Origin of the sequence: Mycobacterium sp. 1164966.3 (assembly GCF_001665395.1) — a bacterium.
GTDB lineage: Bacteria > Actinomycetota > Actinomycetes > Mycobacteriales > Mycobacteriaceae > Mycobacterium.
This window is the reverse complement of record NZ_LZSG01000044.1, coordinates 349,615-374,559: the sequence shown is the minus strand read 5'-3', so window position 1 is coordinate 374,559 and position 24,945 is coordinate 349,615. Positions and strand designations below refer to the sequence as shown.

The 24,945-nt window shown below is 65.1% G+C and carries 27 protein-coding genes; 21 read left to right on the top strand and 6 right to left on the bottom strand.

What is annotated here, in order from left to right; all coding sequences use genetic code 11:
* Window positions 1-130: 130 nt before the first annotated feature.
* The 7 genes from A9W99_RS17550 (at window position 131) to A9W99_RS17520 (ending at window position 5,697) form a co-directional block, all read left to right on the top strand.
* Window positions 131-784, top strand: coding sequence for a DUF1345 domain-containing protein (locus tag A9W99_RS17550; RefSeq protein WP_067380595.1), 654 nt, complete (start codon window positions 131-133; stop codon window positions 782-784).
* 226 nt (window positions 785-1,010) lie between these two features.
* Complete coding sequence (locus A9W99_RS17545; RefSeq protein ID WP_067380592.1) at window positions 1,011-2,405, top strand: wax ester/triacylglycerol synthase family O-acyltransferase; 1,395 nt, start codon at window positions 1,011-1,013, stop codon at window positions 2,403-2,405.
* Window positions 2,406-2,419: 14 nt separating this feature from the next.
* Window positions 2,420-3,232 (top strand): lysophospholipid acyltransferase family protein, encoded by an 813-nt coding sequence (locus A9W99_RS17540; protein ID WP_067380590.1) that lies wholly within the window; start codon window positions 2,420-2,422, stop codon window positions 3,230-3,232.
* A 53-nt stretch (window positions 3,233-3,285) separates the two neighbouring features.
* Window positions 3,286-3,894: a TetR/AcrR family transcriptional regulator gene (locus A9W99_RS17535; protein WP_067380587.1), complete on the top strand. Its 609-nt coding sequence runs from the start codon at window positions 3,286-3,288 to the stop codon at window positions 3,892-3,894.
* 109 nt (window positions 3,895-4,003) lie between these two features.
* Window positions 4,004-4,633, top strand: coding sequence for a flavodoxin family protein (locus tag A9W99_RS17530; RefSeq protein ID WP_067380584.1), 630 nt, complete (start codon window positions 4,004-4,006; stop codon window positions 4,631-4,633).
* 111 nt (window positions 4,634-4,744) lie between these two features.
* On the top strand, window positions 4,745-5,281 hold the full coding sequence (locus A9W99_RS17525) for a DUF1360 domain-containing protein (protein ID WP_067380581.1): 537 nt from the start codon (window positions 4,745-4,747) through the stop codon (window positions 5,279-5,281).
* 50 nt (window positions 5,282-5,331) lie between these two features.
* Window positions 5,332-5,697 carry a hypothetical protein gene (locus A9W99_RS17520; RefSeq protein WP_067380578.1) on the top strand — a complete coding sequence of 122 codons (366 nt, stop codon included), beginning with the start codon at window positions 5,332-5,334 and terminating at the stop codon, window positions 5,695-5,697.
* Window positions 5,698-5,750: 53 nt separating this feature from the next.
* On the opposite strand, the gene A9W99_RS17515 is transcribed toward A9W99_RS17520, so the two are convergent.
* Entirely contained in the window at window positions 5,751-5,984 is a 234-nt protein-coding gene (locus tag A9W99_RS17515) for a CsbD family protein (RefSeq protein WP_067380955.1), read from the bottom strand.
* A 482-nt stretch (window positions 5,985-6,466) separates the two neighbouring features.
* Between A9W99_RS17515 and A9W99_RS17510 the strand changes: the two genes are divergently transcribed.
* Both A9W99_RS17510 and A9W99_RS17505 read left to right on the top strand, forming a co-directional pair.
* Window positions 6,467-6,865 carry a heme-binding protein gene (locus tag A9W99_RS17510; protein ID WP_067380575.1) on the top strand — a complete coding sequence of 133 codons (399 nt, stop codon included), beginning with the start codon at window positions 6,467-6,469 and terminating at the stop codon, window positions 6,863-6,865.
* A 115-nt stretch (window positions 6,866-6,980) separates the two neighbouring features.
* Window positions 6,981-8,036: a DNA topoisomerase IB gene (locus A9W99_RS17505; protein WP_067380573.1), complete on the top strand. Its 1,056-nt coding sequence runs from the start codon at window positions 6,981-6,983 to the stop codon at window positions 8,034-8,036.
* Window positions 8,037-8,046: 10 nt separating this feature from the next.
* On the opposite strand, the gene A9W99_RS17500 is transcribed toward A9W99_RS17505, so the two are convergent.
* The 3 genes from A9W99_RS17500 to A9W99_RS17490 form a co-directional block, all read right to left on the bottom strand.
* Window positions 8,047-9,057 carry an alpha/beta hydrolase gene (locus A9W99_RS17500; protein WP_067380570.1) on the bottom strand — a complete coding sequence of 337 codons (1,011 nt, stop codon included), beginning with the start codon at window positions 9,055-9,057 and terminating at the stop codon, window positions 8,047-8,049.
* Between the two features lie 164 nt (window positions 9,058-9,221).
* A complete protein-coding gene (locus tag A9W99_RS17495) occupies window positions 9,222-9,548 on the bottom strand; it encodes a hypothetical protein (protein WP_067380952.1) in 327 nt (108 codons plus the stop codon).
* Window positions 9,549-9,610: 62 nt separating this feature from the next.
* Window positions 9,611-10,756, bottom strand: a complete 1,146-nt coding sequence (locus A9W99_RS17490) for an NAD(P)/FAD-dependent oxidoreductase (RefSeq protein ID WP_253869958.1) — start codon at window positions 10,754-10,756, stop codon at window positions 9,611-9,613.
* A gap of 87 nt (window positions 10,757-10,843) precedes the next feature.
* Here A9W99_RS17490 and A9W99_RS17485 point away from each other — a divergent pair, with 87 nt between their 5' ends.
* Both A9W99_RS17485 and glgX read left to right on the top strand, forming a co-directional pair.
* A complete protein-coding gene (locus A9W99_RS17485; RefSeq protein ID WP_067380566.1) occupies window positions 10,844-12,025 on the top strand; it encodes a zinc-dependent alcohol dehydrogenase in 1,182 nt (393 codons plus the stop codon).
* A gap of 118 nt (window positions 12,026-12,143) precedes the next feature.
* Window positions 12,144-14,303, top strand: coding sequence for a glycogen debranching protein GlgX (gene glgX, locus A9W99_RS17480; RefSeq protein ID WP_067380564.1), 2,160 nt, complete (start codon window positions 12,144-12,146; stop codon window positions 14,301-14,303).
* A 76-nt stretch (window positions 14,304-14,379) separates the two neighbouring features.
* On the opposite strand, the gene A9W99_RS17475 is transcribed toward glgX, so the two are convergent.
* Window positions 14,380-15,360 carry a sensor domain-containing protein gene (locus tag A9W99_RS17475; RefSeq protein ID WP_067380945.1) on the bottom strand — a complete coding sequence of 327 codons (981 nt, stop codon included), beginning with the start codon at window positions 15,358-15,360 and terminating at the stop codon, window positions 14,380-14,382.
* A 385-nt stretch (window positions 15,361-15,745) separates the two neighbouring features.
* On the opposite strand from A9W99_RS17475, the gene A9W99_RS17470 reads away from it, so the two are divergent.
* The 9 genes from A9W99_RS17470 (at window position 15,746) to A9W99_RS17430 (ending at window position 21,701) form a co-directional block, all read left to right on the top strand.
* Window positions 15,746-16,558, top strand: a complete 813-nt coding sequence (locus A9W99_RS17470) for a SigB/SigF/SigG family RNA polymerase sigma factor (protein WP_067380943.1) — start codon at window positions 15,746-15,748, stop codon at window positions 16,556-16,558.
* 57 nt (window positions 16,559-16,615) lie between these two features.
* On the top strand, window positions 16,616-17,113 hold the full coding sequence (locus A9W99_RS17465; RefSeq protein WP_067380561.1) for an oxidoreductase: 498 nt from the start codon (window positions 16,616-16,618) through the stop codon (window positions 17,111-17,113).
* Between the two features lie 94 nt (window positions 17,114-17,207).
* Window positions 17,208-17,762: a Na+/H+ antiporter subunit E gene (locus A9W99_RS17460; protein ID WP_253869955.1), complete on the top strand. Its 555-nt coding sequence runs from the start codon at window positions 17,208-17,210 to the stop codon at window positions 17,760-17,762.
* On the top strand, window positions 17,759-18,019 hold the full coding sequence (locus A9W99_RS17455) for a monovalent cation/H+ antiporter complex subunit F (protein ID WP_067380558.1): 261 nt from the start codon (window positions 17,759-17,761) through the stop codon (window positions 18,017-18,019). The genes A9W99_RS17460 and A9W99_RS17455 overlap by 4 nt, the downstream gene beginning before the upstream one ends.
* A gap of 5 nt (window positions 18,020-18,024) precedes the next feature.
* The gene (mnhG, locus tag A9W99_RS17450; RefSeq protein WP_253869951.1) at window positions 18,025-18,369 is read left to right on the top strand and encodes a monovalent cation/H(+) antiporter subunit G; all 345 of its coding nucleotides are present in this window, start codon (window positions 18,025-18,027) and stop codon (window positions 18,367-18,369) included.
* A complete protein-coding gene (locus A9W99_RS17445; RefSeq protein ID WP_067380556.1) occupies window positions 18,366-18,677 on the top strand; it encodes a DUF4040 domain-containing protein in 312 nt (103 codons plus the stop codon). Before mnhG ends, A9W99_RS17445 begins: the two co-directional genes overlap by 4 nt.
* Window positions 18,670-19,587: an MnhB domain-containing protein gene (locus A9W99_RS17440; protein WP_067380553.1), complete on the top strand. Its 918-nt coding sequence runs from the start codon at window positions 18,670-18,672 to the stop codon at window positions 19,585-19,587. The genes A9W99_RS17445 and A9W99_RS17440 overlap by 8 nt, the downstream gene beginning before the upstream one ends.
* A complete protein-coding gene (locus A9W99_RS17435; RefSeq protein WP_067380550.1) occupies window positions 19,584-19,952 on the top strand; it encodes a sodium:proton antiporter in 369 nt (122 codons plus the stop codon). The genes A9W99_RS17440 and A9W99_RS17435 overlap by 4 nt, the downstream gene beginning before the upstream one ends.
* Window positions 19,953-19,958: 6 nt before the next feature.
* On the top strand, window positions 19,959-21,701 hold the full coding sequence (locus tag A9W99_RS17430; RefSeq protein ID WP_067380547.1) for a complex I subunit 5 family protein: 1,743 nt from the start codon (window positions 19,959-19,961) through the stop codon (window positions 21,699-21,701).
* Between the two features lies 1 nt (window position 21,702).
* Here A9W99_RS17430 and A9W99_RS17425 read toward each other — a convergent pair whose 3' ends face one another.
* Window positions 21,703-23,163, bottom strand: coding sequence for an aminotransferase class I/II-fold pyridoxal phosphate-dependent enzyme (locus A9W99_RS17425; protein WP_067380544.1), 1,461 nt, complete (start codon window positions 23,161-23,163; stop codon window positions 21,703-21,705).
* 139 nt (window positions 23,164-23,302) lie between these two features.
* On the opposite strand from A9W99_RS17425, the gene A9W99_RS17420 reads away from it, so the two are divergent.
* Entirely contained in the window at window positions 23,303-24,793 is a 1,491-nt protein-coding gene (locus A9W99_RS17420) for a molybdopterin-dependent oxidoreductase (protein ID WP_067380541.1), read from the top strand.
* The last annotated feature ends 152 nt before the right edge of the window (window positions 24,794-24,945 follow it).

Here is a 24,945-nt window from a genome sequence, read left to right as displayed (position 1 = left end):
TATCGCCGCCCCAGTTGCGACACCCAGCCGGACACGGTCGGGCCGGGCCGCGTCAGGGCCAGGGCCATTCCCGCGAGCAGACGCATAAGTACTTTTGCTTCTGCTGGCGTGCCGGGGTTTAGCTTGGACTATGGAATACCCAGCTCGGTCGCACTGGCGCAAACGCGTGGTAATTCGGCTGATCGTCGCACTGCTGGCCGGTGTCGTCATCGCGCTGGCGCTCGGGTTCACGACGGGATGGCGGTACGCGCCCGCCGCGGGATGGATTGCCGCAGCCGGTGTGTATCTCGGCTGGACCTGGATCGTCGTCTTGCCGATGGACGCCGAACAGACGCGTGCCCATGTACGTCCCGAGGACCCACCGAGAGGGTGGGTCACCGACGGCATCATCCTGGCCGCGAGCGTGGCCAGTCTGGCGGGTGTGGCGCATCTGCTTGCCGCCGGCTCGAAGTCCGGAGTCGAGAAGCAGGTCGCCGCAGCGGTAGGCGTGATCAGCATTGTCGCCGCCTGGTGCGTGGTCCACACCGTCTTCAGCGTCCGCTATGCCGACGTCTATTACTCGAACGAAAGCAGCGGGATCAACTTCAACGGAAAAGAGAAGCCACGGTTCGTGGATTTCTTCTACCTGGCGTTCACCGTCGGCATGACTTACCAGGTCTCAGACACCAGTCTGGAGAACGGACAATTCCGTGCTCTCGTGCTGTGCCAGGCGCTGCTGTCCTACCTTTTCGGGGCGGTCATTCTCGCGGTGACCATCAATCTGGTTGCCGGCCTTAGTAATTAAGCACGCTGACAACGCAGGCACGAGCCTCGGCCGGCCCGTCGAGCTGTGACATATTCCACACCGCTGTCTGTTGCAACGTCTAGACAGCAGTCCATTTTTGCCTGTAACGTTCCTGAGCAATCTCGGCTATTCCGCTGTGCACCGCGGTGACAAGACCTAAGCGTCGGCATCGACGGAGCGCAACAGCCGTGGCGAAATCGAAAATCTTTGTGCGAAGGATCAAGCAGTGAAACGACTTAGCGGTTCGGACGCGATGATGCTCTACAGCGAGGCCCCGAACGTGCCGATGCACACGGTCAAGATCGCGATCGTCGACGCACCGAACACCGACAGCTTCTCGGTGGACGCCGTCCGCAACGTTCTGCAACGGCGCCTGCACCGATTCGAGCCCATGCGCCGCATACTTGTCGAGACTCCCTATGCGTTTCACCGCCCGATGTGGCGGCAGAACTGTTCCGTCGACCTCACATATCACGTCCGGCCACTGCAGCTACGGGCCCCGGGCGGGCGGCGGGAACTCGACGAGGCGATTGCCCGATTAATCGAGGAGCCGCTGGACCGCACCCGGCCGTTGTGGGAGATCTATGTCGTCGACGGTCTGGCGGACGGGCGGATCGCCGTCGTCACCAAGATTCACCACGCACTCGCCGACGGTGTCGCGTCGGCGAATCTTCTTGCCGGTGCGCTCGACCGGCCGGAAGCCTTCCAAGCTGCCGAGTTCGACCCGCTTCCGAGCAGGACACGGCTGCTATGGGACGCCGTCCGAGACCACATGAGGCAAATCGCCGAATTGCCAAGCCTTTTACGCTATACCGGGGCAAGCGTGCGGCGCACCAGACGAAACGGGTCAGAAGGACGCATCAAAGCCCCCGAGTGTTTCACGAATCACCGGCTCACCACTAGGCGCCAGTTCGCCACGGCCAGCGTGCCGTTCGCCGACGCCAAGCAGGTCACCCGTGAATTAGGTTGCACGATAAACGATTTGATTTTGGCTATGAGTGCGGGCGCGGTCCGAGAGCTTCGGCTACGGTACGACGGCCGGTCGGACACTCCGCTGCTGGCGATGGTTCCGGTGTGCCTCGACTCGTCGCCGGGAAGGTCTGCCGGCAACAACTTCACCCAGATCGCGGTCGCGCTACCCGCGGATATCGCCGACCCGCTGCACCGCGTCAAACACAGCCACGAGGCAGCCATCGCCGCCAAGCGACTGCATACCATCCAAGGACCGGAGCTTTGGACGCGATGGTTCGACTACATGCCGCCCGGTTTGGCGCGGCTGCTCACCGGCTGGATGGCGCGGACGAACGCGCACAACAAAATGCAGAATCTGGTGGTCTCCAATGTGCCTGGGCCGCGCGAACTTGTGACGGTCGCCGGTACGCAGGTCACCGAGTTCTACTCCGTGGGTCCACTTGTGGCAGGGAGCGGTCTGAACATCACCGTGTGGAGCTATGCGAATCAGCTGAACATCTCCGTGCTGGCCGACGCCGCGACACTCAACGACGCCCACGAAGTCACCGAGGCGATGATCCACGAATTCGCTCAAATCAGTTCTGCAGCAGGATGTTTCATCAGCTCCGCCGAAGCCGGCCAGCGCCAGTACCAGGCCGTCGTAGCCTAAATCGAAAGGACGCCGTGACTACCACCGATATAGCCGAACCCGAGATCGCGAAATGGGACCCGGTTCTCACCGAGTGGGTCATCGGCACCATCCGGCCAATGCTCAAGCGCTACTTCCGATCCGAGGTGTACGGACTCGACAACGTCCCCGCCGGCGGAGCGCTGCTGGTCTCCAACCACTCCGGCGGTCAGCTGGCATTCGACGTGCCGATCTTCGCCATCGATTGGTATGCCGAGCACGGCTACGACCGTCCTATCTACACGCTCAGCCATGACATGATCATGGTCGGGCCCGTCGGGAACTTTCTGCAGAAGATCGGGTTCATCCGGGCAAATCACGACAACGCCGCCAGGGCGCTGCGCAGCGACGGTCTCGTGGTCGTGTTTCCAGGTGGCGACTATGACGCCTACCGCCCGACGTCCGCACAGAACGTCATCGACTTCGACGGCCGGACCGGCTACGTGCGGGCCGCGATCGAGGCCGGGGTACCCATCGTCCCGATGGTCTCCATCGGCGGGCAAGAGACGCAGTTCTTCCTCACCCGCGGCACCTCGCTGGCGCAGCGCCTCGGTCCCGTCGCTCGCTGGGCACGCGCCAAGATCGTGCCGATCACGGTGGGTTTCCCGTTCGGCGTGAGCCTGTTTGTGCTGCCACCGAACCTTCCGCTGCCCGCCAAGATCGTGACCCGAGTCCTCGAACCGATCCACATCCGCAAGAAGTTCGGTAAGAACCCGGACGTCGCCGACGTCGACGCCTACGTGCGCGAGGTCATGCAGGCCGGACTCGACGAGCTCGCCGCGGCCCGTCGTTTCCCGATACTGGGCTGACGCGGCTGCCTCTGGAATGAGGTGAGGGCGTGGATGTAGTAGCGTCTAGACACATGTCCAACGGTATGTCGGTCGAGTCAGCGCGTCGCCGCTTCACCGGCAAGCGCGCCGACACCGTCTTGAAACTCGGGCGGGCCACTCTCGAGGTGCTCCGCGACGTCGGCTACCAAGAGCTCACGCTGCAGGCGGTGGCCGCACAGGCCGGACTGGCCCGCGCAACCGCCTACACGTACTTCTCCTCCAAAGAACACCTGATCGCCGAGGTCTTCTGGCGGCGGATGTCGAGCATCGAGCCGGCCCGCGATGAATCCGACGTGGTCGAGCGGGTGGCGGCCGTTTTGCGCGATCTGGCGTTCATCGTCGGTGACGAGCCGGCATTGGCCCACGCCGTGGCGGTCACCATGAACAGTGGTGATCCGGACGTGGAACTCCTTCGCATGCAGATGGGCCGCTTCGTGCGCGACCTGCTCGCCTCCGCCGTCGGCGAGGACGGAGATCCGGAATCCGTCGTGCTCCTCGAGCTGATCTATGTCGGCGTAATGGTCCGCGCCGCCAGTGGCACGATGTCCTACCGCGAGGTCGCCGACCATCTGGAAGCTGCCGTACGGCGTATCCTTTGCACTGATTCGAGACGACAAACCAAGACGCGCCGCAGCCGCTAGGCATTGTTCCTGCTTCGAATCATCTTGGCGGCCAACGGTTCCCGGACCACCTCGAAAGTGGGCTCTGAGCTGGTGTTTTCGTCGCGCGAACGGCGGGTATGGGTTCGGGATGGCCGATGAGACGAAGTTGCCCCTGCGCGCGCTCGGACTGGTGTGCAGCCTGAAACCCAGTCCCGCCCCGTCCAGCAGCGCCCTGATGGCCGAGCACGTGGCCAAGGAACTGAGGGACGCCGACGTTGAATGCGAGCTGATTCGTTGCGTCGACCATGCCATCGCACCGGGTGTCGAAGACGACATGGGTCCCGGCGATGAGTGGCCACAGATCCGGCGCAAGGCGCTGAGCGCTGACATCCTGCTGATCAGCACACCGATCTGGCTGGGCCATGCGTCGAGCGTCACGCAACGTGTCCTGGAGCGCCTCGATGCAGAACTGTCCAACACCGATGACGATGGCACACCCGCCATGGTCGGCAAGGTGGCGATTGTCAGCGTCGTCGGCAACGAGGACGGTGCCCACAAGGTGGTCGCCGACCTGTTTCAAAGCCTGAATGACATCGGGTACAGCATTCCGGCGCAGGGCTGCACCTATTGGAACGGTGCGGCAATGGAATCCACCGACTACAACGATCTGGACGAAGTGCCAGAGCAGATCGCGTCCGCCACCGCGGCCGCTGCCCGCAATGCCGCGCATCTGGCACGGGTTCTGCAGCAACGGCAATACCCTCCATACGACACGTAAGCAAATGTGTCCGAAGCCATTTCGAGCACAGCGAAGGCGACGCGAGCTGGTTCGGACGAAACATGTTGGTCGCCAAGCATTCAACTGTAGGTACCGTCCGAAGGAGTTGCGATGGGAGACGTCACAGATGCCGGCGCCGAGATGGTCGACGGCGCACGGCACGAAGCCCAGGTGTATCGCGGCGACAATCCCCGCCCGCTGGTCGGCTATCTGGTGGTGCTGGTCGTCTACGGCCTTTTGGTAACCGTCACGACGGTGATCGCCGCCCTCACCGGTCGCAGGCTGCCCGACCGCTGGCCGGTGCAAGACCTGATAACGGTGACTTTGGGCACCCACAAGCTGTCACGAACGCTGACCAAGGACGCCGTGACGAGCCCGCTGCGAGCAGCATTCACCCAGTACGCCGGCACCGGCGGCCCGGCGGAGGTGAATGAAGAAGCAAGACAGTCGGGCCAGCTGCGGCACAGCTTGGGTGAGCTGCTGACCTGTCCCTTCTGTCTCGACATGTGGGTTGCCACCGGATTCGTCATCGGCCTGGTTTTTGTCCCGAGGTTCACCCGGTTGGTCGCGGGCACCTTCACCGCACTGGCCGGGGCGGACTTCCTTCAGCTCGCTTATGCGATGGCTCAACGCTCGGCCGAAGGTTGAGGAACTCCCCCTCAGGTTTTCAGTCCACCCAGCACGGGTAGGCGACCCGCATGGTGAGTCTGGATCGAGATCCGCAAGCCCAACCACCCGAGAGTGACGACCGCAGTCGGCGGCGGCGTGCCTGGGTGAACTGGGTGCTGGCGCTGCTGACGGTGCCATTGGCGGCGCTGGTGATGATCTTCGGTATCGGCGCGGCGATGAGCGTGGCGGCGTGCAGCGGCGCACAATGCCCCAAGCTGGGACCTAGCGGACTGCTCTACGGTGTCCTGCTGTACGGCGCGCCCGTCGTTGCCGCACTGACGATCGCACTCTCCTTCTTAACCGCCACGCTCCGACGGGGCTTCATCATTCCGCTGTGCGGATTGTTGCTGTTGCTGGCCGACGTCGCGGTGATGGTTACGTTGTTCAGAAGATAGCGATGTAAATGGCCCCAGCCCGATTTCGGGCTGGGGCCATTTCTCGCTGCTGGCTACTGGTTGGCCCGCTCGCGCTCTTCTGCGGTGCTCGCCGCACCGCGGGCGGCCTCCGCCTCGGCTTCCTTCTTGGCTGCGTCGCGCTGGGCGTCGGCCTTATCCTGCTGGGCCTGGCCCTCACGCTTGACATCGTCACGGCCGGTCACGGCACCGATGACTTCCTTCGCCTTGCCCTTGACGCCTTCGACGACGCCTTCGACGGCTTCCTGGGGGCCACTCTTCTCGCCCATGAATTCCTCCCTCTCATCGCTTGTTTCGTTGGCTGCGCGCCGCCACTCTTCGACGTCGCACACCCTGCGGACCCGGCCCGGAGCGCGAACCAACCACGTCTTCCGTCCGATGCCGCTTCGCGCAGTGTTTCCGGATGGCCGGAATCCGAAACATGTGGCGTGGCTCACCGAGCGCGGCCAGTCACCACGGATAACGGTTTGGTCACGATGGGACGTAACGGATTCCGCAAGAACCCCTAAGAATCGCGCCGCAATTCTGAGAATTCTCAACTTCGAGCCCGCAGTCTAGTTGCCCGCTTAATGAAAACGCGCGGTTTGTGTGGTCTTGTGTGGTCTACGCCACTGTGTCGCCTGCTCACCCGGGTGCGGACGCATTCGTCGTGGGCGAACGCCAGGTTCGCGCGGTTTGTGTTCGGCTACTTTGAATTTCGGGGCATCGGGAACCTCAAGGGATCAAGTCGCAACATCCGAAGGAACAAATCATGAAAATCAGCAGTGTGCCCGCACGCCGGCGGTTGGCCGGCATCAGCGCTGGGTGTCTGCTCGGGGGACTGGCCGTCGGAATCGTCGGTGCCCCCTCGGCGGCGGCAGCGCCCGACTGCAGCGCGGAGGGCGTGAACGCCACCGTGTCATCGGTGACCGGCGCCGCGCAGCAGTACCTGGGTAGCCACCCGGGAGCCAACCAGGTGGTGACGGCCGCATACGGTCAACCGCGTCCGGAGGCGGCTGCCAACCTGCGCAGCTACTTCACCGCGCACCCGCAGGAGTACTACGAGCTGCGCGGCATTCTGGCGCCGATCGGGGACACCGAGCGTCAGTGCAACGTGACGGCGCTGTCGCCTGGTCTGGAGTCCGCCTACCACGAGTTCATGGCCGGCTGATACGCAGGGCAAGGTCCGTTCCAGGTTCATGCCTGCGCGCCGGACGCGGCGTGCAGGCATGAACTTCCGCTTGCGCGGGTAACTTCTGGTAAGCCAACGGAAGTGGAGAAGGGTCATGCGTCTGCGTCGTAGCGTGGTGAGCAAACCGGGTATCGCCCGGAAGCGCCGCGGGAAGGGTTTCGCCTACTACGGCCCCGAGGGTGATCCGGTCTCCGATCCTGAGACTTTGCAGCGCATAAAGGATCTCGTCATCCCGCCGGCGTGGAAGAAGGTGTGGATCAGCCCATACCCCAACGGGCATATCCAGGCTGTAGGCACCGATGCGGCCGGCCGTCGCCAGTACCTCTACCACGTGGCCTGGCAGCAGGAGCGTTCCGAGGAGAAGTTCGACCGCGTACTGGAGTTGTCCAAGGAACTGCCGGCGTGGCGGCAGCAGATTGCGCGCGATCTGGCGGGCCGCGGGCTGGCTCGTGACCGTGTGCTGGCGCTGGCGCTGTATCTGCTTGACAGAGGCTACTTTCGCGCGGGCGGTGACCGGTACGCGGAGGAGAACGAGTCCTACGGCATCGCCACGCTGCAATGTCAGCACGTGACCATCCGCGGTGACACAGTGCGATTCGACTATCCCGCCAAAAGCGGAGTGCGGCGCGAGCTCGAGATCCAGGACGCCCAGGTGGTCCGCGCGGTGCGGTCATTGCAGCGCCACGGCGAGCGTTCACGTCGACTGCTGGTGTGCCGGGCGGGATCCCAGTGGACGGAAGTCCGGGCCGAAGACCTCAACACCCGGTTCAAGGAGCTGGTGGGCGACGAATACAGCGTCAAAGACCTGCGGACCTGGCACGGGACGGTGCTCGCCGCGGCGGCCTTCGCCGACGCGGACCCGGCCGTGTCACGGCGGGTGGCCAAACGAGTCCAGACCGCCGTGATGAAAGAGGTTGCCGAGGAGCTCGGCAACACCCCGGCAGTGGCGCGCGGGTCGTATGTAGACCCACGGGTCGTCACCGGCTACGAACAGGGCATCACCATCGGCGCGGCGACGCGACGGGCGGCGCGCACGCGCAGGCCCGACATCGCGCAGGAGATTCTGGAAAAGGCCACTCGATTGATGATCCGGCGAATCGCCAAGGGCGGCAATGTATCTGGACTGTCCACGCTGGCCAAGACCGCATGAGCGACCTCAGCTAGGCTGCGACGGGCTTGCGCGGAGCGATGACTTCAGCGATGAACTCGCCGAGGTAGCGTATCGCTTGGCGTCCCTCGGGCAAAATGTCTGCGGCTAAAGGAAAGTCGTGGATCTGTCCCTGCCACACGTGCAGGTCGCACCGAATGCCGGCCTCGGTCAGCCGCTGCGCCATCAACTCCGCGTCGTGCAGCAACAATTCGTCGCCGCCGGCGTGAATCGCGACCGGAGGCATCCGCGACAGGTCAGCATCGACGGGTGGCACCAGCACGCAAGGGGATCCGCCGGAGCTGAGCCGCTCATGACACTGTTCGACGTATTTCGCGAACACCGGTAGAACCCGGCCGCTGAACATCGAGCAGCGGCGCGCATTGGGATGGGCCAGCCTTCGCGACGAACCCAAGTCGGTCAGCGGTGAAACCGTGGCAATTCCAGCGGGCGTGCCGTCGCCGCGCTCAATCATGTTCAGCGCAAGCATGAAAGCCAGCATGCCGCCCGCGGAGTCACCCGCGACCACCACGCTGTCCGGTGGATACCCTTGGTGCCCAAGCCATTTCAGCGCGTCCACGCAATCGGCGAGGGCGTCAGTGACAGCATGCCTTGGCAGCATCCGATAGCCGACGTTGAGTACTACCGCATCGGCGGCGCGGGATAGGCGCGCCACCATCGAACGGTGCGTGTTCAATCCGCATGCCAGGAACCCACCGCCGTGCAGGTACAGCACTGCCCGTGCCGTGGAAACGCCTTGCGCAGAGATCAACTCGGCCCGGCAATGCGGAAGTCGCACGTGCTGAATCGTCGCCTGTCCGCGCCACGGCACAAGTCCGGCGAGAAAATCTATCGCAGCGAATGGCCAGTTGACGGTGGGCCGAAGCGCCCAGATCCGCATGGCATTCTTCACAAAAGCACGGCAACCTGCGGCTACGGCGACGGATTGCACGCTGCGGCGCCGGTGAATTTTACGCGGAATCAAGTCTGCGGAGACCGCTTCACCTGCGGTTTCTCTATACATTTGGTCAACTTTCTTAACGTTATTGGAATGCATACCCGGCTAAGTCCGCCATAAACGTCATGGGGTAGCCACGCTTTTACCTGCGTCTGAAGACGAGGATGTGACGTGGGGCTTAAGTGATTTGAGTGGTATTGAGCCGGAGCAGCATTCGACCGGCAGCGCCGTTAACGCTCGATGTTGAAGAAGGATTCGCCGTCTTCCGGAGTTCCGTCTATCTGACCGTAATCACGGCCGTGCCGGTCGGGATCGATATGGTCCAAGTCGTCGTCGCTGACTACGTTGAAAGCGCCCCCCGCCCGCGAGTCGTGAGCCTCGCTTGCGGGTGTTTCGGCCTCCGGGGCCTCCGGTTGGTCCGGCGTCTCGGCCGCCAGCTTGTCGTCCAGCGACTCGTATTCCTCCGCGGTGATCCACTCGTCGGGCGGATCGACCACCTCGTCGCCGTCGTCGTTGCGTACCTCGTCGGAGTCCAGGCTCTCAGACTGATCCAACATATCGTCGGAGTTGTCGGAATTAACGGTTTCCACGACGGCCGGTTGCCCGCCATGGCGGCAGATTAAACCGGTGCAGGGCGACTCTCGGCAATCAACTGCTCGCCCAGGTCGTAGTCATCGTCGGCGTTGTAAGTGAGGACGCCGACCACTGCATTTTCGGATTCATACCAAACGGTGAAACCATCGGGATGCTCGAGCATGCGGCTGCGCTCGTAGCCATCGCCCCAGGCATGGTACTTCACTGTGGCATCACCGATCGAAGTCCAAAACCCCGGTATTTCAGCCCACTTCGCGCGTTGGCCTGCCGCACAGGCCCCAGCCACCGCGCCCTGGTCGGTCGCGTCCTGCCAGTGTTCGATGGCCAGGTGGCGGCCGGCCACCTCGTGCCATGCCAGCGCGACGTCACCAGCGGCATATACGCCGGGCGTCGAGGTACTCATGTCGGCGCCTACGACAACTCGGGAGTCACGGAGCTGCAGACCGGCTTCGGCGGCGATGCGACTCTGTGGCGCGACTCCGGTCGCGGCGAGCACAAGCTCGCCGTCGACGGCTACACCGTTGTCCAGTCGTACCCCCGTGTCAGTGATTTCCTCGACCGCGACCCCGCCGACGTGGCGCGCGCCGGTTTCGGTGACCAGGTCGCGCAGCCGTCCGGCGGCCTGACGGCCAAGCCGCTTCTCTTGCGGAAGTTCTTCTGGGGCAATCAAAGTCACAGCCAAACCACGCAGTGCCAGTGACGCGGCCGCCTCGCAGCCGATAAAACCGGAGCCGATCACCACGGCGGAGCTTGCGGTTTCGGCGGCATCACGGAGCGCCGCCGCGTCGGCCAGCGAGCGCAGCAGCAGGGCGTGTTGGCCGCCCGGCACCCGCGGGGCCGCGGGCGCTGCACCGCACGCCACAATCAGGACGTCATACGGATGGCGCTGGTCGCCGGCGTAAACGGTCCGCGTGCTGAGGTCCATGCGGTCGACCGGCGCACCGAGGATGAGCTCAATCCCCTGATCACCGAACCAGGACGCGGGATGCAGGGCGACGTCGTCGGTCTGGCCACGCAAGTACTCCTTGCTCAACGGCGGCCGTGCGTAGGGCACGTCGATGTCGGCACTCATCATCCGCACCGGCGTTTGCGGATTGTGTTCGCGGAACGACGCTGCGGCGGCCACACCGGCCGGCCCGCTGCCCATGATGATCAGTCCGGCTTCGGTCACCACCAAGTCTTACCCGGGATGAACCAGATCAACCGTTTCGGAGGCCGACACGAGGGTATGTGCCAAAGCGTCTAAGCAGGAGTCCACATGAAAGCTGTTACCTGGCACGGCAAGCGTGACGTGCGCGTTGACACGGTCCCCGACCCGCGGATCGAGCAGCCCAGCGACGCCATCATCGAAGTCACCTCGACGAATATCTGCGGGTCGGACCTTCACCTGTACGAAGTGCTCGGCGCCTTCATGAAACCGGGGGACATCCTCGGTCATGAGGCCATGGGAGTTGTCCGCGAGGTCGGCAAAGACGTAGGCGACCTGCGCGTCGGCGACCGGGTCGTCATCCCCTTCCAGATCTCGTGCGGCAACTGTCACATGTGCGGCAAGCAGCTCTATACCCAATGTGAAACCACTCAGGTCCGCGACCAGGGGATGGGAGCCGCGCTCTTCGGCTATTCGGAGCTCTATGGTGAAGTCCCCGGTGGGCAGGCCGAATTGCTGCGCGTCCCGCAAGCCCAGTTCACCCACATCAAAGTCCCTGTCGTACAGCCGGATTCGCGGTTCGTCTACTTGTCTGACGTGCTACCGACGGCCTGGCAGGCAGTAGCCTACGCCGACATCCCACCGGGCGGCTCGGTGACCGTGCTCGGCCTCGGCCCGATCGGCGACATGGCCGCTCGCATCGCCGACCACCTCGGCTACCGGGTGTTCGCCGTCGACCTGGTGCCCGAGCGGCTCGCCCGCGCCGCGCAGCGCGGCATCCATACCATCGACCTGAGCCGCCTCGACGTCACCCTGGGCGAGCAGATCCGGGATCTGACCGACGGGCGGGGCACGGACTCGGTGATCGACGCCGTCGGGATGGAGGCGCACGGCTCCCCGGCGGCCCGGCTGGCGCAGCAGGCCACCGGCATATTGCCGGATGCGCTTGCCAAGCGGTTGATGCAAACCGCCGGCGTGGACCGGCTCAGTGCGCTGTACTCCGCCATCGATGTGGTGCGCCGCGGCGGGACGATATCGTTGGCCGGGGTCTACGGCGGGATGGCCGATCCGCTGCCGATGCTCACTCTCTTCGACAAGCAGATCACCTTGCGGATGGGGCAGGCCAACGTCAAGAGGTGGGTGGACGACATCATGCCGCTGCTCATCGACGGCGATCCGCTGGGCGTCGACTCCTTCGCCAGCCACGTGCTGCCTCTCGACGAGGCTCCGCATGCCTACGAGATATTCCAGAAGAAGCAGGACGGCGCGGTGAAGGTGATGCTGAAGCCGTGAATTCTGGCCCTTTACGCGGGCCAAAAGTGGTGGCGTTCAGGGCTGTTCGCGAATCGGGCAGCCGGTGCCGACCACGGCGCGCGGTTTGACGTGCCCCACGGTAGGGTATGAACGCGCCATGACCAGCACAGCCAACCCCGCCCCCACACCCAGCGGTGAAGTGTGGCCGGGTAAGGCATACCCATTGGGTGCGACGTACGACGGCGCGGGTACCAATTTCGCGTTGTTCAGCGAAGTGGCCGAACGCGTCGAGCTCTGCCTGTTTGACGCCGACGGGACCGAGAGCCGCATACCGCTGCCCGAGGTTGACAGCTTCGTCTGGCACGGGTTCGTGCCGGCCATCGAGCCGGGCCAGCGCTACGGCTACCGCGTCTACGGTCCGTACGAGCCCGAAGCTGGGCTGCGGTGCAATCCAAACAAGCTGCTGCTCGACCCGTATTCGAAGGCCATCGACGGGACGTTCGACTGGAACCAGTCGCTGTTCAGCTACACGTTCGGTGACCCCGACAGCCGCAACGACGACGACTCCGCGGCCAGCATGCCCAAGTCGGTGGTGATCAACCCATACTTCGACTGGGCCAACGACCGTCCGCCGAACCACGAGTACGCCGACACTGTCGTCTACGAGGCCCATGTCAAGGGTCTGACGAGGACCCATCCCGATATCCCCGAACAGATACGCGGCACATATGCCGCGGTAGCCCACCCGGTGATCATCGAGCACCTCAAGAGCATCGGCATCACGGCGATCGAGCTGATGCCGGTGCACCACTTTGCCAACGACTCCACCCTGGTCGAAAAGAATCTGTCGAATTACTGGGGCTACAACACCATTTCGTTCTTCGCTCCCGACCCGAAATATTCCAGCGCCACGTCAGCAGGCGGCCAGGTGCAGGAGTTCAAGGCCATGGTGCGCACCCTGCACGAGGCCGGCATCGAGGTGATCCTCGACGTGGTCTACAACCACACCGCCGAAGGCAACCACCTGGGCCCGACGCTGTCGATGCGCGGTATCGACAACGCCGCCTACTACCGGCTCGTCGACGACGACAAGCGCTACTACATGGACTACACCGGCACCGGCAACAGCCTTAATGTCGGGCATCCGCACGCGCTGCAGTTGATCATGGACTCGCTGCGCTACTGGGTGACCGAGATGCACGTCGACGGCTTCCGATTCGACCTGGCCTCGACACTGGCGCGCGAGTTCTACGACGTCGACCGGTTGGCGACGTTCTTCGAACTCGTGCAACAGGATCCGACGGTCAGCCAGGTCAAGCTGATCGCCGAACCCTGGGACGTCGGGCCCGGCGGATATCAGGTGGGGAACTTCCCGCCGCAGTGGACAGAGTGGAACGGCAAGTACCGCGACACCGTACGCGACTTCTGGCGCGGTGAGCCTGCGATACTCGACGAGTTCGCCTACCGGCTGACCGGGTCGGCCGACCTCTACGAGCACACCGGTCGTAGGCCGGTGGCCTCCATCAACTTCGTGACCGCCCATGACGGATTCACGCTGCGCGACCTGGTTTCCTACAACGAGAAGCACAACGAGGCCAACGGCGAGGACAACAACGACGGCGAAAGCCACAACCGGTCGTGGAACTGCGGAGTCGAAGGGCCCACCGACGACGCCGGTGTCAACGAGCTGCGCGGGCGTCAACAGCGAAACTTCATCACCACCCTGCTGTTGTCACAGGGCGTGCCGATGATCTGTCACGGCGACGAGCTCGGCCGGACCCAGAACGGCAACAACAACGGCTACTGCCAGGACAACGAACTCGCCTGGATCGACTGGGACAAGGCCGATGCCGGACTGCTCGAGTTCACCGCGGCGGTGTCGGCACTACGTGCCGACCACCCGGTATTCCGCCGCCGCCGATTCTTCAGCGGCAAGCCGGTGGGCCGGCGCGGTCAGGACGGCCTGCCCGACATCGCCTGGTTCGCCCCCGACGGCACGGAGATGACCGAAGAGGACTGGGGGACGGGCTTCGCGAAATCGGTTGCCGTGTTCCTCAACGGCCACGGCATCCTCGACCGCGATCCGCGCGGCCAGCGGGTGCTGGATGACTCTTTCCTGCTGTGCTTCAATGCTCATTCCGAGTCGATCGAATTCACAGTTCCGCCAAAGGAATTCGGTGGCGGATGGCGAGCCGTGGTACACACCGGCGACGCGGAGGCTCCGCCTGCGGACGAACTCGGCCCAGCCGGGAAGCTTACCGTCGACGCCCACACCGCCGTGGTGCTGCAGGCCGTGCCCGCCGGCGAGGACCGCTGATCGGCGTCCTACGTCGGACTATCGGCCGTTCTGGTCGTCGTCGTTTGCCGTCGCCGGCTATGGCGAGCGTTACCGTTCAGCCCGGTATCTTGCCGAGAACGTAGTTGGCGATCCCCACCGCCGGCTTGGAGCGCTCAGTGGTGGTGCCCGTGGCGGCGAAGGACAGGGTCACGTCGAGGACGACGTTGGCTTTCGCCGCGATGGCCCGGATCGAGCGCCGCAGGCCCTTGGTCTCCACTTCAATGGTCGTGATGCCGTTGCCGGCGTCAGTTGGGGGACCGACCGAGAACGTCAGGATCTGACCCGACGGAAGGGTCACCTTCACTTCGCCGCCGCATTGGCGCCATCCGGAGAGCAACTGCGTCAGCTGCTTTGCGGCCGCGGCCGGCTCACGAAACGCCGCCACTGACGCAACCACCTGTTGGGAGTTGGCTGCGTTGCTGGTGTCGGTGAATTCTGCTGCGCGGTAACCGAATACGGCTTCGACCTGATACGCGTCCGAGTCGCCGGGGCCGATGCTTCCCCAGCACTCGGGGCGGTCGATGTGACCTTCTCGGCTGTTGCTGGCGATACGGTCCCAGGTTTTGCCGGTCGCGAGGTTTTGGTCGCCGGTGATTCTTTTGACGTCGGGCAGGCCGGGCAGCAACCCGGCCAGGTCGGCCGGCGCGACCGTCGGCTCAGGCGGTGGGGCGCTGGCGGCGCTCGGTGCTGCGTGCTGGTTCGACTTGATGGCGGCGACGGCGGCCCAACCGACCAGCGCGATCACGGCAAGGGTGATGAACACGTACGACAGCGCCATCCCCACCACGGCCCGGTCCCGGCCACGCTCGCCGGTACGACGGATCTGTGCAAGGCCCAGATGTCCCAGGATCGCCCCGGCGGGTGCGAACAGGAACGCGAACACCACCGACAACGTCGCAAACGTGTTCACCGGCGGTTCGACCGGCTCGGGGTAGTCCTCCGGCGGCCCACCGTACGGGCGGCCGCCAAACGGATCGTAGCCAAAGGGCTCGGAGCTAAAGGGGTTGCGCCCGAACGGATCTTGTGGGTTGCCCACGGAGTGGTCCTCCTCGACCCCGCATTGTGGGAAGCATGTCGTCGAGAATAGTCGCGACTTGGGCGGCCCGGTTTCGATCGCGGCGGTCTCGTTCGCGGGCGCCCTCATGTGACGTGGCGTACACTTACCGATTAAGTCCGTCCTGGACTCTCTTCGCCGTTTAGCCCAAAGCGGTCGGTAGCCGCACGGTTGCCGGGCTGCGTGGCTGCGGCGTCAACGTTCCCGGTCACCCAAGCCCGGTGGGCCGTGCGCCGCAGATAGCCCGATCCGTTCCGACGGATCCCGGTGCAGTGAGGGACCTTGCACAAGGTCCACCTCCGGGGGTGGCTGCTGCGTACGACTTACAGGAAGTGTGCCGGTGACGCAATACCTGGCGCTTACGCCGATCAACGACGTAATCGCTCCTTCCCGGCCCGCGCGGCCGGCCGACGCACGATCGCCCGGGGATTCCTATGACGACGTCGTCGATATGTTCCTGGCGCTTCGGGCGATGCCGCCCGAGTCGCGCGAATATGCGCGGCAGCGCGAATGCATTGTCGTGCGATGCCTACCCCTGGCGGACCACGTGGCCCGCCGCTATGCACGCCGCGGCGAAAATCTGGACGACTTGATTCAGGTTGCGCGAGTGGGCCTGATGAATGCCATCAACCGGTTCGATCCCGCCAAGGGGCCGAGCTTCATCGGGTTCGCCGTCCCCACCATGATGGGCGAGGTCAGGCGGCATTTCCGCGACCACACCTGGAGCATGCGGGTGCCGCGGCGGCTGCGTGAACTGCACGTCCAGATCGGCAAGGCCACGCCGGCGTTGATCCAGCGGCTGGGGCGAGCGCCGACGGCCAGCGAGATATCAGAGATGCTCGGGATCTCGCGCGAGGAGGTGGTCGAATGCCTGGTCGCGGGGGAGACGTATCGGCTCGAGTCGCTCGATGCGCCCGTGGGCGCCGCGAGCTCGGGCGACGACAGGATGGTCGCTGAGTCGGTCGGTGAGCTGGACCCGCAGATCGACCACATCACCAACCGTGAGGCGGTACGCGCCTTTGTTGCCGTGCTGCCGCAGCGCGAACGTGAAATTCTGCAGATGCGGTTCTTCGAGTCGATGACCCAAAGTCAGATCGCCCAGCGAATCGGCTGCTCGCAGATGCAGATCTCCCGCATCCTGTCCAGCACTTTGCAGCGCCTGCGCGACCAGCTCGAGTAGCCCCGGGGGCTCGGCTCGCGCTGGTTTGAGCGGGGCGCCGCCGGGTACCTAGCCACGGTGGGCCTTCTCGTCGAGACGTGGCCAGAGAGCTGGCATCGCAGTCGCCTGTTTCGATTACTCAGCCTTGGCGGTTACGTCGCGTTCGACCTTCCGAGGGTGGTGACCGGGTTGGGCGCGGTGCTGCTGTTGGGCATCGCGACGGCCCATGGGTACATCTTGGCCAGTGAGCCGCTGCTTCCCGGGTATTTCGTGGCTTATGCCGTCGTTATGATCGCCGGCTGTCTGGCGGTGGCCGGCAGTATCGGGTTTGGCAGGAATCCTGGTGTGGCACAGGCCGGCTGGTATTTCGGTGACCTACTTTCGGTTGTCTTCCTCGGGGTTGCCGTCGGCACCCGGATAGTGAGTCTGCCCGGTCTGGCCGCGCTGACCGGACGATGGGACTTCGTACCCGTCACGTTTGCGCTTGCGTTCGCGGCGGCTTTCATCGCAGTGCACGGGTCGGTGCTGGTGGGCATCAATGTCGCCTATCCGCAGCGGCAGCAGTGGAGCGACTGAACCTGGGACAACGAGCCGCCGCGAAAGTGCAACTACCCACGCTCGCTCTCGGGAAATGGGTTGACAGTTGCACTTTCGCGACACAAGGCGGCGCGTGGAGCTGGTGGCAGGTGGGCGTCAGGTGGGCATAGCGGAGCGTTTGCAGCGCGTGGCGGCGCTGACGGCCTGGGCATACGGCGTATGGATCCTTCTCACTTGGACCGCCACCCTGGAAGACCTGCTGGTCGGGGCGGTAGTGGCAGTCGGGTGCGGCATCGCGTTCGCGCCGCTGGGCGCCGTGGTGGGGCCGTGGGCCGCGTTGCCGCCCCGGCGCATCGTCGCGCTGGTGAAGCTTGTCGCAGAGTGCGCGAGACGCATTGTGACGGCAAATCTGACGCTGAGCCGGCGCATCTTGTCGCCGTCCCGGCCGCTGCGCTCCGGGATGGTCATCGTCGCGACCGACGCGCGCTCCGACGGTGAGCTGGCCACGACGGGCGTGCTGACCTCGCTGGTGGTGGACAACCAACTCGTCGATCTCGACCGCGTCCGGCACCGCCTGCAGTATCACGCGATGGCAGTCCCCCAAGGGCCCGCGCGTGAATCCGTCAACGCGCCGCTGGAACGACGTGTCCTCGCGGTGTCGCGGTCAGACGGGAGGAAACCGACATGAACGACGTGCTGGCCGCAGCGTGCATCGCGCCGCTGGTGGTGGCGGCCATCGTGCTCGTCCGCCTGGCGCGCGGGCCTTCGGTGTCGGATCGGGTGGTCGCGCTGAACACCATTTCGACCCAATGCGCGCTGGTGGTGCTGTTCTACGCGGCCGTCGCCGACCGGACCATCTACCTCGACGCCGCCCTCTGGCTGGCTTCGTTCAGCTACCTCGGCGCACTGGTGTGGGCCCGATATCTGGACCGGGGGCTGCTGTGACCGCTATGACCATTGTGGTTGCCGTGCTGTGCGTGCTGGGCGTGTTCTTCTCGCTCAGCGGGGCCATCGGCATCCTGCGCATGCCCGACGTGTACACCCGCATCCAGTGCTCGTCGAAGACCATCACCGCCGGTGCGTTGCCCCTGCTGGCCGGGCTGGCACTGGCCAAGGGCCCCTTCACCGCCTACGGCTCGCGCGCCCTGCTGGTCGCTTTGCTGCTGCTGTTGGTCAACCCGATCGCCTCGCACGCCCTGGTGCGGGCGGCCTACAAGACGGGCGTGCCGATGTGGCGCGGCGCCGTCACCGACCAGCCCGGACGGCTGGAGCCACCGTCCGGAAACCGCCGATGACACCGTTCTGGGTGCTGGACTACATGTGCCTGGGCCTGGTCCTGGGCAGCGCGGTCCTGGTGGTGTTCCTGCGCAGTCTCACCGGCGCGGTGATGGCGCTCTCGGCGATGGGCACCGTGCTGGGTAGCTTGTTCGTCGTGCTGGCCGCGCCGGACGTCGCGCTGGCCACGGTGGTGGTGGGCGCAATCGCGCAGCCGGTGCTCTATCTGATCGCCATCGGCAAACTTCGTACCGACGTCGTCGACACCGGTGATCTCGGCGAGAGCCTCGACGACACGGCCGGCGGGTCGGGCGGACGCGATGGCTGACTCGCCGCGCGGCCCGCGCTGGCATCGCCCCTGGCTGGCCTGTCCGCTGATGGCGTTGTTCGCAGGAATCGTGCTGAGCGCGATCACTGGGCTGCCCAATGGTGCAAATCCCTTGCCCGGCATCGCAAGACACGCAATGGCGATCGCCCTGCCGCGCTGGGGAACGACGGAGGTGGTCAGCGAGGTGGTGTACGGCAGCCGGGCGTTCGACACCTTCGGCGAGACCTTCCTGTTGCTGGCGGCCGTGGTCGCGGTCCTGGTCCTGTCGCGGGGCCGCGAACCGCGTTCGGAATATGTCGGCGAGGCCAGCGCGGGGCGGGTCGAGCAGGACGAAGCCGACCCCGACGAAGGCGCCGACGCCCAGGAGTCGGAGGCGCGTGAGGCCGAAGCGCAGGAGAGCGAGGACGCCCCGGCGCCCGTGCACGCCGACGACGATCCGCTGGGCGCTGCTGCGCCCGAACGAGCCGTTGCGATGACGGTGGTGGTGCGCGTCGGCGCACGAGTCGCGGCGGTCGTCCTGGCCGTCGCCGGAATTTACCTCGCCGCGTGGGGTTACACCCCCGGAGGCGGCTTCCCGGCAGGTGTGGTCCTGGCCGGAGTGGTCATCCTGCTCTACGCGGCGCTGGGGCACCGGGCGATGCGTGCGGTAGTACGCCCGCAAGTGCTGGAGGTCGCCGAAATGCTCGGTGCCGCAGCCATTATCGCGATCGGGGCGATCGGACTGTGGTTAGCCGGCTCGTTCATGGACAACTGGCTGCCGCTGGCACCGCAGCAGACAATCAGGTCCGGTGGCACGCTGCAGGCGTTTTCGGCTGCCGAATTGCTGGAAGTTGCCACCGGCATCACGATCGCAGTGTTCGCGCTGCTGGGGATGGGCCACGATTGGACGCCCGACGAGGAACAGTCGTGATCGTCGCGAACTACGTCGTCGCAGGTCTGTTGTTCTGCCTGGCCTTGTTCGCGGTGCTCTCGCAGCGCAATCTGATCAAGATCGTCCTGGGTTTGTCGCTGATGGAGTCCTCGACGTATCTGCTGCTGGTATCGCTGGCCTACCGCAACGGGTCGACGGCTCCGGTGCTGGCGGGACTGGCCGAGGGACACAGGCAGGACGACTTGGTCAACGGGAATGTGTCCGACCCGGTACTGCAGAACTTCTGCATCACCGCGGTGGTTATCGGTGTGGCGGTGACCGCTGTGTTCCTGACGGTCGTGGTGCGGGCCGCCCAGCATTACCGCAGCGTCGATTCCGCCGACCTGACCGAGCTGCAAGGTTGATCCGGCATGACGGCCGCGCAGTTGCTTCCCCTGCCGGTGGTGCTGCCGCTGGCGGGCGCGGTGCTGGCCCCGCTGGCAGCCCGCCGGGCCGCCCGCGCGCCCTTGCTGGTGGCGGTGCTGGTGCTGAGCGCGTCGCTGACCCTGCTGCTGGTGGTGGGTGCACAGGTGTTCGCCGGTTCCGGCCGGCTGTTGACTCATTTCTTGTCCAACGAGCACCCGGTGGGGCAGACCGTCCTGGGCATCGCTCTGGTGGCCGACCCCTTCGGTGTCACGTTCGCCCTGCTGGCCACCGGCGTCGGCATTCTGCTGGTCGTCAGCGCGCTCTCCGAGCTGGGCCATCTGGGCCCCAAGGAACTGGGTGGCCTGGCCGGGCTGATGCAGCTGCTGCTGGCCGCCCTGGTCGGCGCGGCGCTCACCGCGGACACGGTGAACCTGTTCGTGTGGTTCGAGGTGGCCGCCCTGGCCAGCTACGGCCTTACCGGATTCTTTCTGGAGCGACCCATCGCACTGGAGGCGGCATTCAAGAACCTGGTACTCACCAGCATCGCCGGGTTCGCCGTGTTTGTCGGCAGCGCGATGCTTTACGCGATGACCGGCGCGCTCAACTTCGGGCAACTGCACCACGCGATGGTCTCGGGCACGTCGCGGGCAACGCTGCTCGCGGTGGCCTTCCTGGTGGCGGGCTTTGCCACCAAAGCCGGGCTGGTGCCCTTTCACGCCTGGCTTCCCGATGCCCACACCCCTGTACCGGGTGCGGTCTCGGCGCTGTTCTCCGCGCTGATGGTCGACCTCGGGGTGATCGCGCTGGGCCGCGTCGCGTTGCAGGTCTTCACCTCTGTGCGGCCCCTGCCCGTATTGCTGATGGGCCTCGGCTTGGCGTCGGCGCTACTGGGGTCGGCGATGGCGCTGGTCCAGGACGACCTCAAGCGATTGCTGGCCTGGGACACCGTCTCCCAAACCGGGGTCCTGGTAGCCGGATTCGCTGCCCGCACCGCCGACAGCGTTGCGGGCGCCGTCTATCACCTGGTCAATCACGGTCTGTTCAAGGCGCTGATGTTCCTGTGTGCCGGCGCGATTGTGCACTCCACCGGCGTGACCAAACTCGCCGACATGGGCGGGTTGGCCCGCCGGCGCCCGCTGCTGACAGCGGCCTTCACGGTGGGCGTGCTGTCGATCGCGGGCTTGCCGCCGTTCAACGGGTATGCCTCGCTCGGGCTCATCCACGGGGGGTTGTCTGGGCAACCGATACTGGGCGCCGCACTGCTCGCGCAGGTGCTCACCGTCGCCGCCCTCGGGCGCGCCGCCTACCTGGGCTTCTACCGGCGCCGGACCGAGGCCTACGAACGCTTCGAACCCATCCGGGCGGGGATGAAGGTCAGCCTGGCCGTGTTGAGTGCCGGCTGTGTCGCATTCGGCGCGCTGGCCGGACCGTTCGTCGCACATGTCGCCGGGCCCGCCGCGGCGGGGCTGCTCGACCCGGCCGGCTACCCGGCCGCAGCACTAGGAGCACCGGTCAGCCTCCCCAGGGCTGGCGTCAGCTTCGCCTACGTCGACCCGCATACTCTGGGCCTCTTCGCCGGTGAACTCGTTCTGGGTTTGGCGGTCCTGGTGCTGGCGGTGCGGACCGACAGCGTTTCCCGGCTGCTTGGCCGGCTGCGGCGATTACACACCGGCAACGTCAATGACTACGCCGCCTTCCTCACCGGCGGAATGGTCGTGGTCTGTTTGGTGCTGCTGCAATTCGGCTGAATCAGGCGACGACGCGGAAGTGCTGCACGCTTTGATCGGCCGGGTCAGGCAGGGACATGCCCGCCTCGACACCGGAGCGCAGATACTCGATCACGGCGTCGTTCAGGCGCTCGCCCGGAACGACGGCCGGGATGCCCGGGGGATAGGGCGTGATCTGTTCGGCCGCAATGCGACCCGCGGCCTTTGCCGCGGACACCATCTCGGTCGGCCCGAAGAACGCGTCGCGGGGCAGGAGCACGGTTTCCAGTTGCAACTCCTCGGGGGAAAGCAGTCTTATTTGCGGCGGTTTGTCGAAATCTTCTACGGCACTGCGCCATTGGGTCATCGCGGCTACCAGCCGGTCCGCCGTGCGTTTGTCGTCGGCGAAGGACATGGTGGCCAGGATGCGCCGGTGATCGCTCATGCCGAGATCGAGCTGGCAGTTTTCGCGGAGCCAGTCCGCGGCCTGGTATCCCGACGTTCCAGTAGCTGAGACATCCATCAGGACCTGTGTCACGTCGAGGTCGCAGGACGCCTCCTTGCCGAGCAGCTCGTCCTCGAGCACACGCAGATCGGGGATCTCCGCAAGCCGGGCCCGCACCTCGCCGGCCAGCTCCAGCTCCGCCGTCAGCAGCTCGCGTCCGTGCTCCACCATCTGGCGCCGCCAACCGTCAAGTGCGGTATACACCATGACGTTTGGGCTGGTCGTCATCAACAGATCCGCGCACGCCGACAGCCGGTCCGGGTCCACCAGCTCGCCCTGCAAATGGAACACCGAACCCTGTTCGAACCCCGCGCCCATCTTGTGGACGCTGACGACGCACACGTCGGCACCCGCATCCATCGCCCACGTCGGCAGGTCCTCGTGGAACGGAAGGTGTGCGCCCCATGCCTCATCGACGATCAGTGGTTTGTTGCGGTCGTGACAGACCTCGGCGATGCCCTCGATGTCCGCGCAGGTGCCGTACGGGCTCGGGCTGACGATGAGAGCGCCGGCCGCATCGGGATTTTGCTCCCACGCCGCCTCCACCTGTTCGGGCGACGGCGGATGCGAGAAGTGCCGTTCGGAGTCCCAGCGCGGCGCGATCCACTCCGGCCGCACCCCGGAGAAGATCAGGCCGGCCACGACCGACTTGTGGCTGTCGCGGGCGACGAGCAGACCACCCTCTTTACCGCCCGCCACCGCCATCATCGCGGCCTTCACCGAAAGCGAGCTACCGCAGGTGGAAAAGAACGCCGTGTCCGCGCCGACGGCATCGGCCATCAGTTCCTCGGCACGCGCGAGAAACTTTCCGCGACTCAGCCGATCGTCTAGTCCGTTAGTGGCGAGTATGTCGTTGCGAAACGGTTCCTTGCCCAACACGGCGAGGACGCGCTCATCGACACCGATACCCTGGCGATGCCCCGGCGGCGTGAAGCCGTAGCGGTTGCTGCGGTGGTATTCGGCCAGCGCGTCCAACAGGGGAGTTTGGGACTGATCCATGGCCAACCGGGTACGCCCATGGCGAGGACATCAATCCAGACCGGCCGGCCACGCGGTTTGGATCGGACGTTGGCGGGTACGCAACAGCAATGCTAGTCGGGTTGTCGCCGATGGGCTTTCGGCGCAGGTTGCCCGGAACATGACAGTGCTCGACTACCCGGTGTGGCTGCGCGTCGACCACTGGCTCAACGTGTTGTTCCTGACGTTGTTGTTGCGCAGCGGCATTGAGATTCTCTCCACTCACCCGAAGTTGTACTGGCGCGAAGACAGCAAGCCCGGCACTGAGTGGGCACGCTTCACCACCAAGCAGATGCCGACCGACAAACTCTTCGACACACTCGACGAAGAAGAGGACTACAGCTCCATAGTTTCCCTGCCCGGCCACAAGAAGCTCGGCATGGGCCGGCACTGGCACTTCATCTCGGTGATCGGCTGGATTGCGGTGGGCTTTTCCTACTACGTGCTGCTGTTCGCGACCGGCCAATGGCACCGGTACTGGCCGTATTCGTGGTCGATCTTCCATGAGGCGTACAACGACATCGTCACCTACATGTCGTTCAATCTGCCGCCGTTGCTACCCGGCGAACCGCTGGATGCGATCCAGAAGCTCACCTACGCCGGTGTCATCTTCCTGCTCGCGCCGTTCCAGATCCTCACCGGCGCGGCGCAGTCACCGGCGTTCGAGGCCCGGTTCCCTTGGTACGTGCGGTTATTCGGCGGGCGGCAAGGTGCTCGCAGCCTCCACTTCGTCGGGTTGATGGCGTTCGTGGTCTTCATCGTCATCCACTTGTCGATGGTGTTCTTCTGGGGCTGGGGGCAACTCACCGCCTCGATGATCTTCGGCTCCGTTCGCAACATCAATTGGGCGACGGCCTTGTCGTTCGTGATCATCGGCACGATCGTCGCCATCCACATCGCGGCGACGGTGTGGAGTCTGCGCCGGCCCGTGCAGGTGCGCAGGGTGTTGGGCGCGGTGGTCACGCGGGCGCGGCTCATCCTGCTACGCCCACTGAACTCGCGACAGGACTATCCGAAAGAGATGCTGTCGGAGGAACATCGGGTCAACGGCAAGCCGCCCTGCTCGAACGAGTACAAGGTGATGGCGGTACACAACTTCGTCGACTGGCGGCTGCGAGTCGGCGGACTGGTCGAACGGCCGGTGACCTTGGACCTGGCCGCGCTGCGGGCGCTGGCGGAACCGGAAAGCCAACGGGTGCTGCACAACTGCGTGCAGGGCTGGTCGAGCATCGGCGAATGGAAGGGCCTGCCGTTGGCGCGCCTCGCCGAGCTGGTGGGCCCGCTGCCCCAGGCACGGTACGTGTGCTGTTTGAGCATGCAGGACACCGGCCGTGACGAACCAAGTGCGGAGGGGGAGGGGCAGTTCTACGAGGTGATGGATCTCGAACTTGTCTACAAGCCGCAAACCATACTGGCCTACGAGATGAACGGGAAGCCGTTGCCAATCAAGCACGGTGCGCCATTACGGCTGCGGGTGGAGACGCAGGTGGGGTTCAAAATGGTCAAGTGGATCAACCAGATCGAGTTCATCGAGGACCACCGCGGCATCGGATACGGGTTGGGCGGTTGGCGAGAGGACAACGTGCACTACGACAAGGACGTGGAGATCTGAGATGAGCGCCTATGCTCGGCACACCGACGATGTCATGTTGCGTCCCGAACTCGTCCCGCTCGACCAGGGCGCGCGTGAACGCGTGCTGAGCCACATTGCCGCGAAGGGCGGCTCCTGCGAATGCTGTGGCGGAACGGAATTCGACGTCGGCT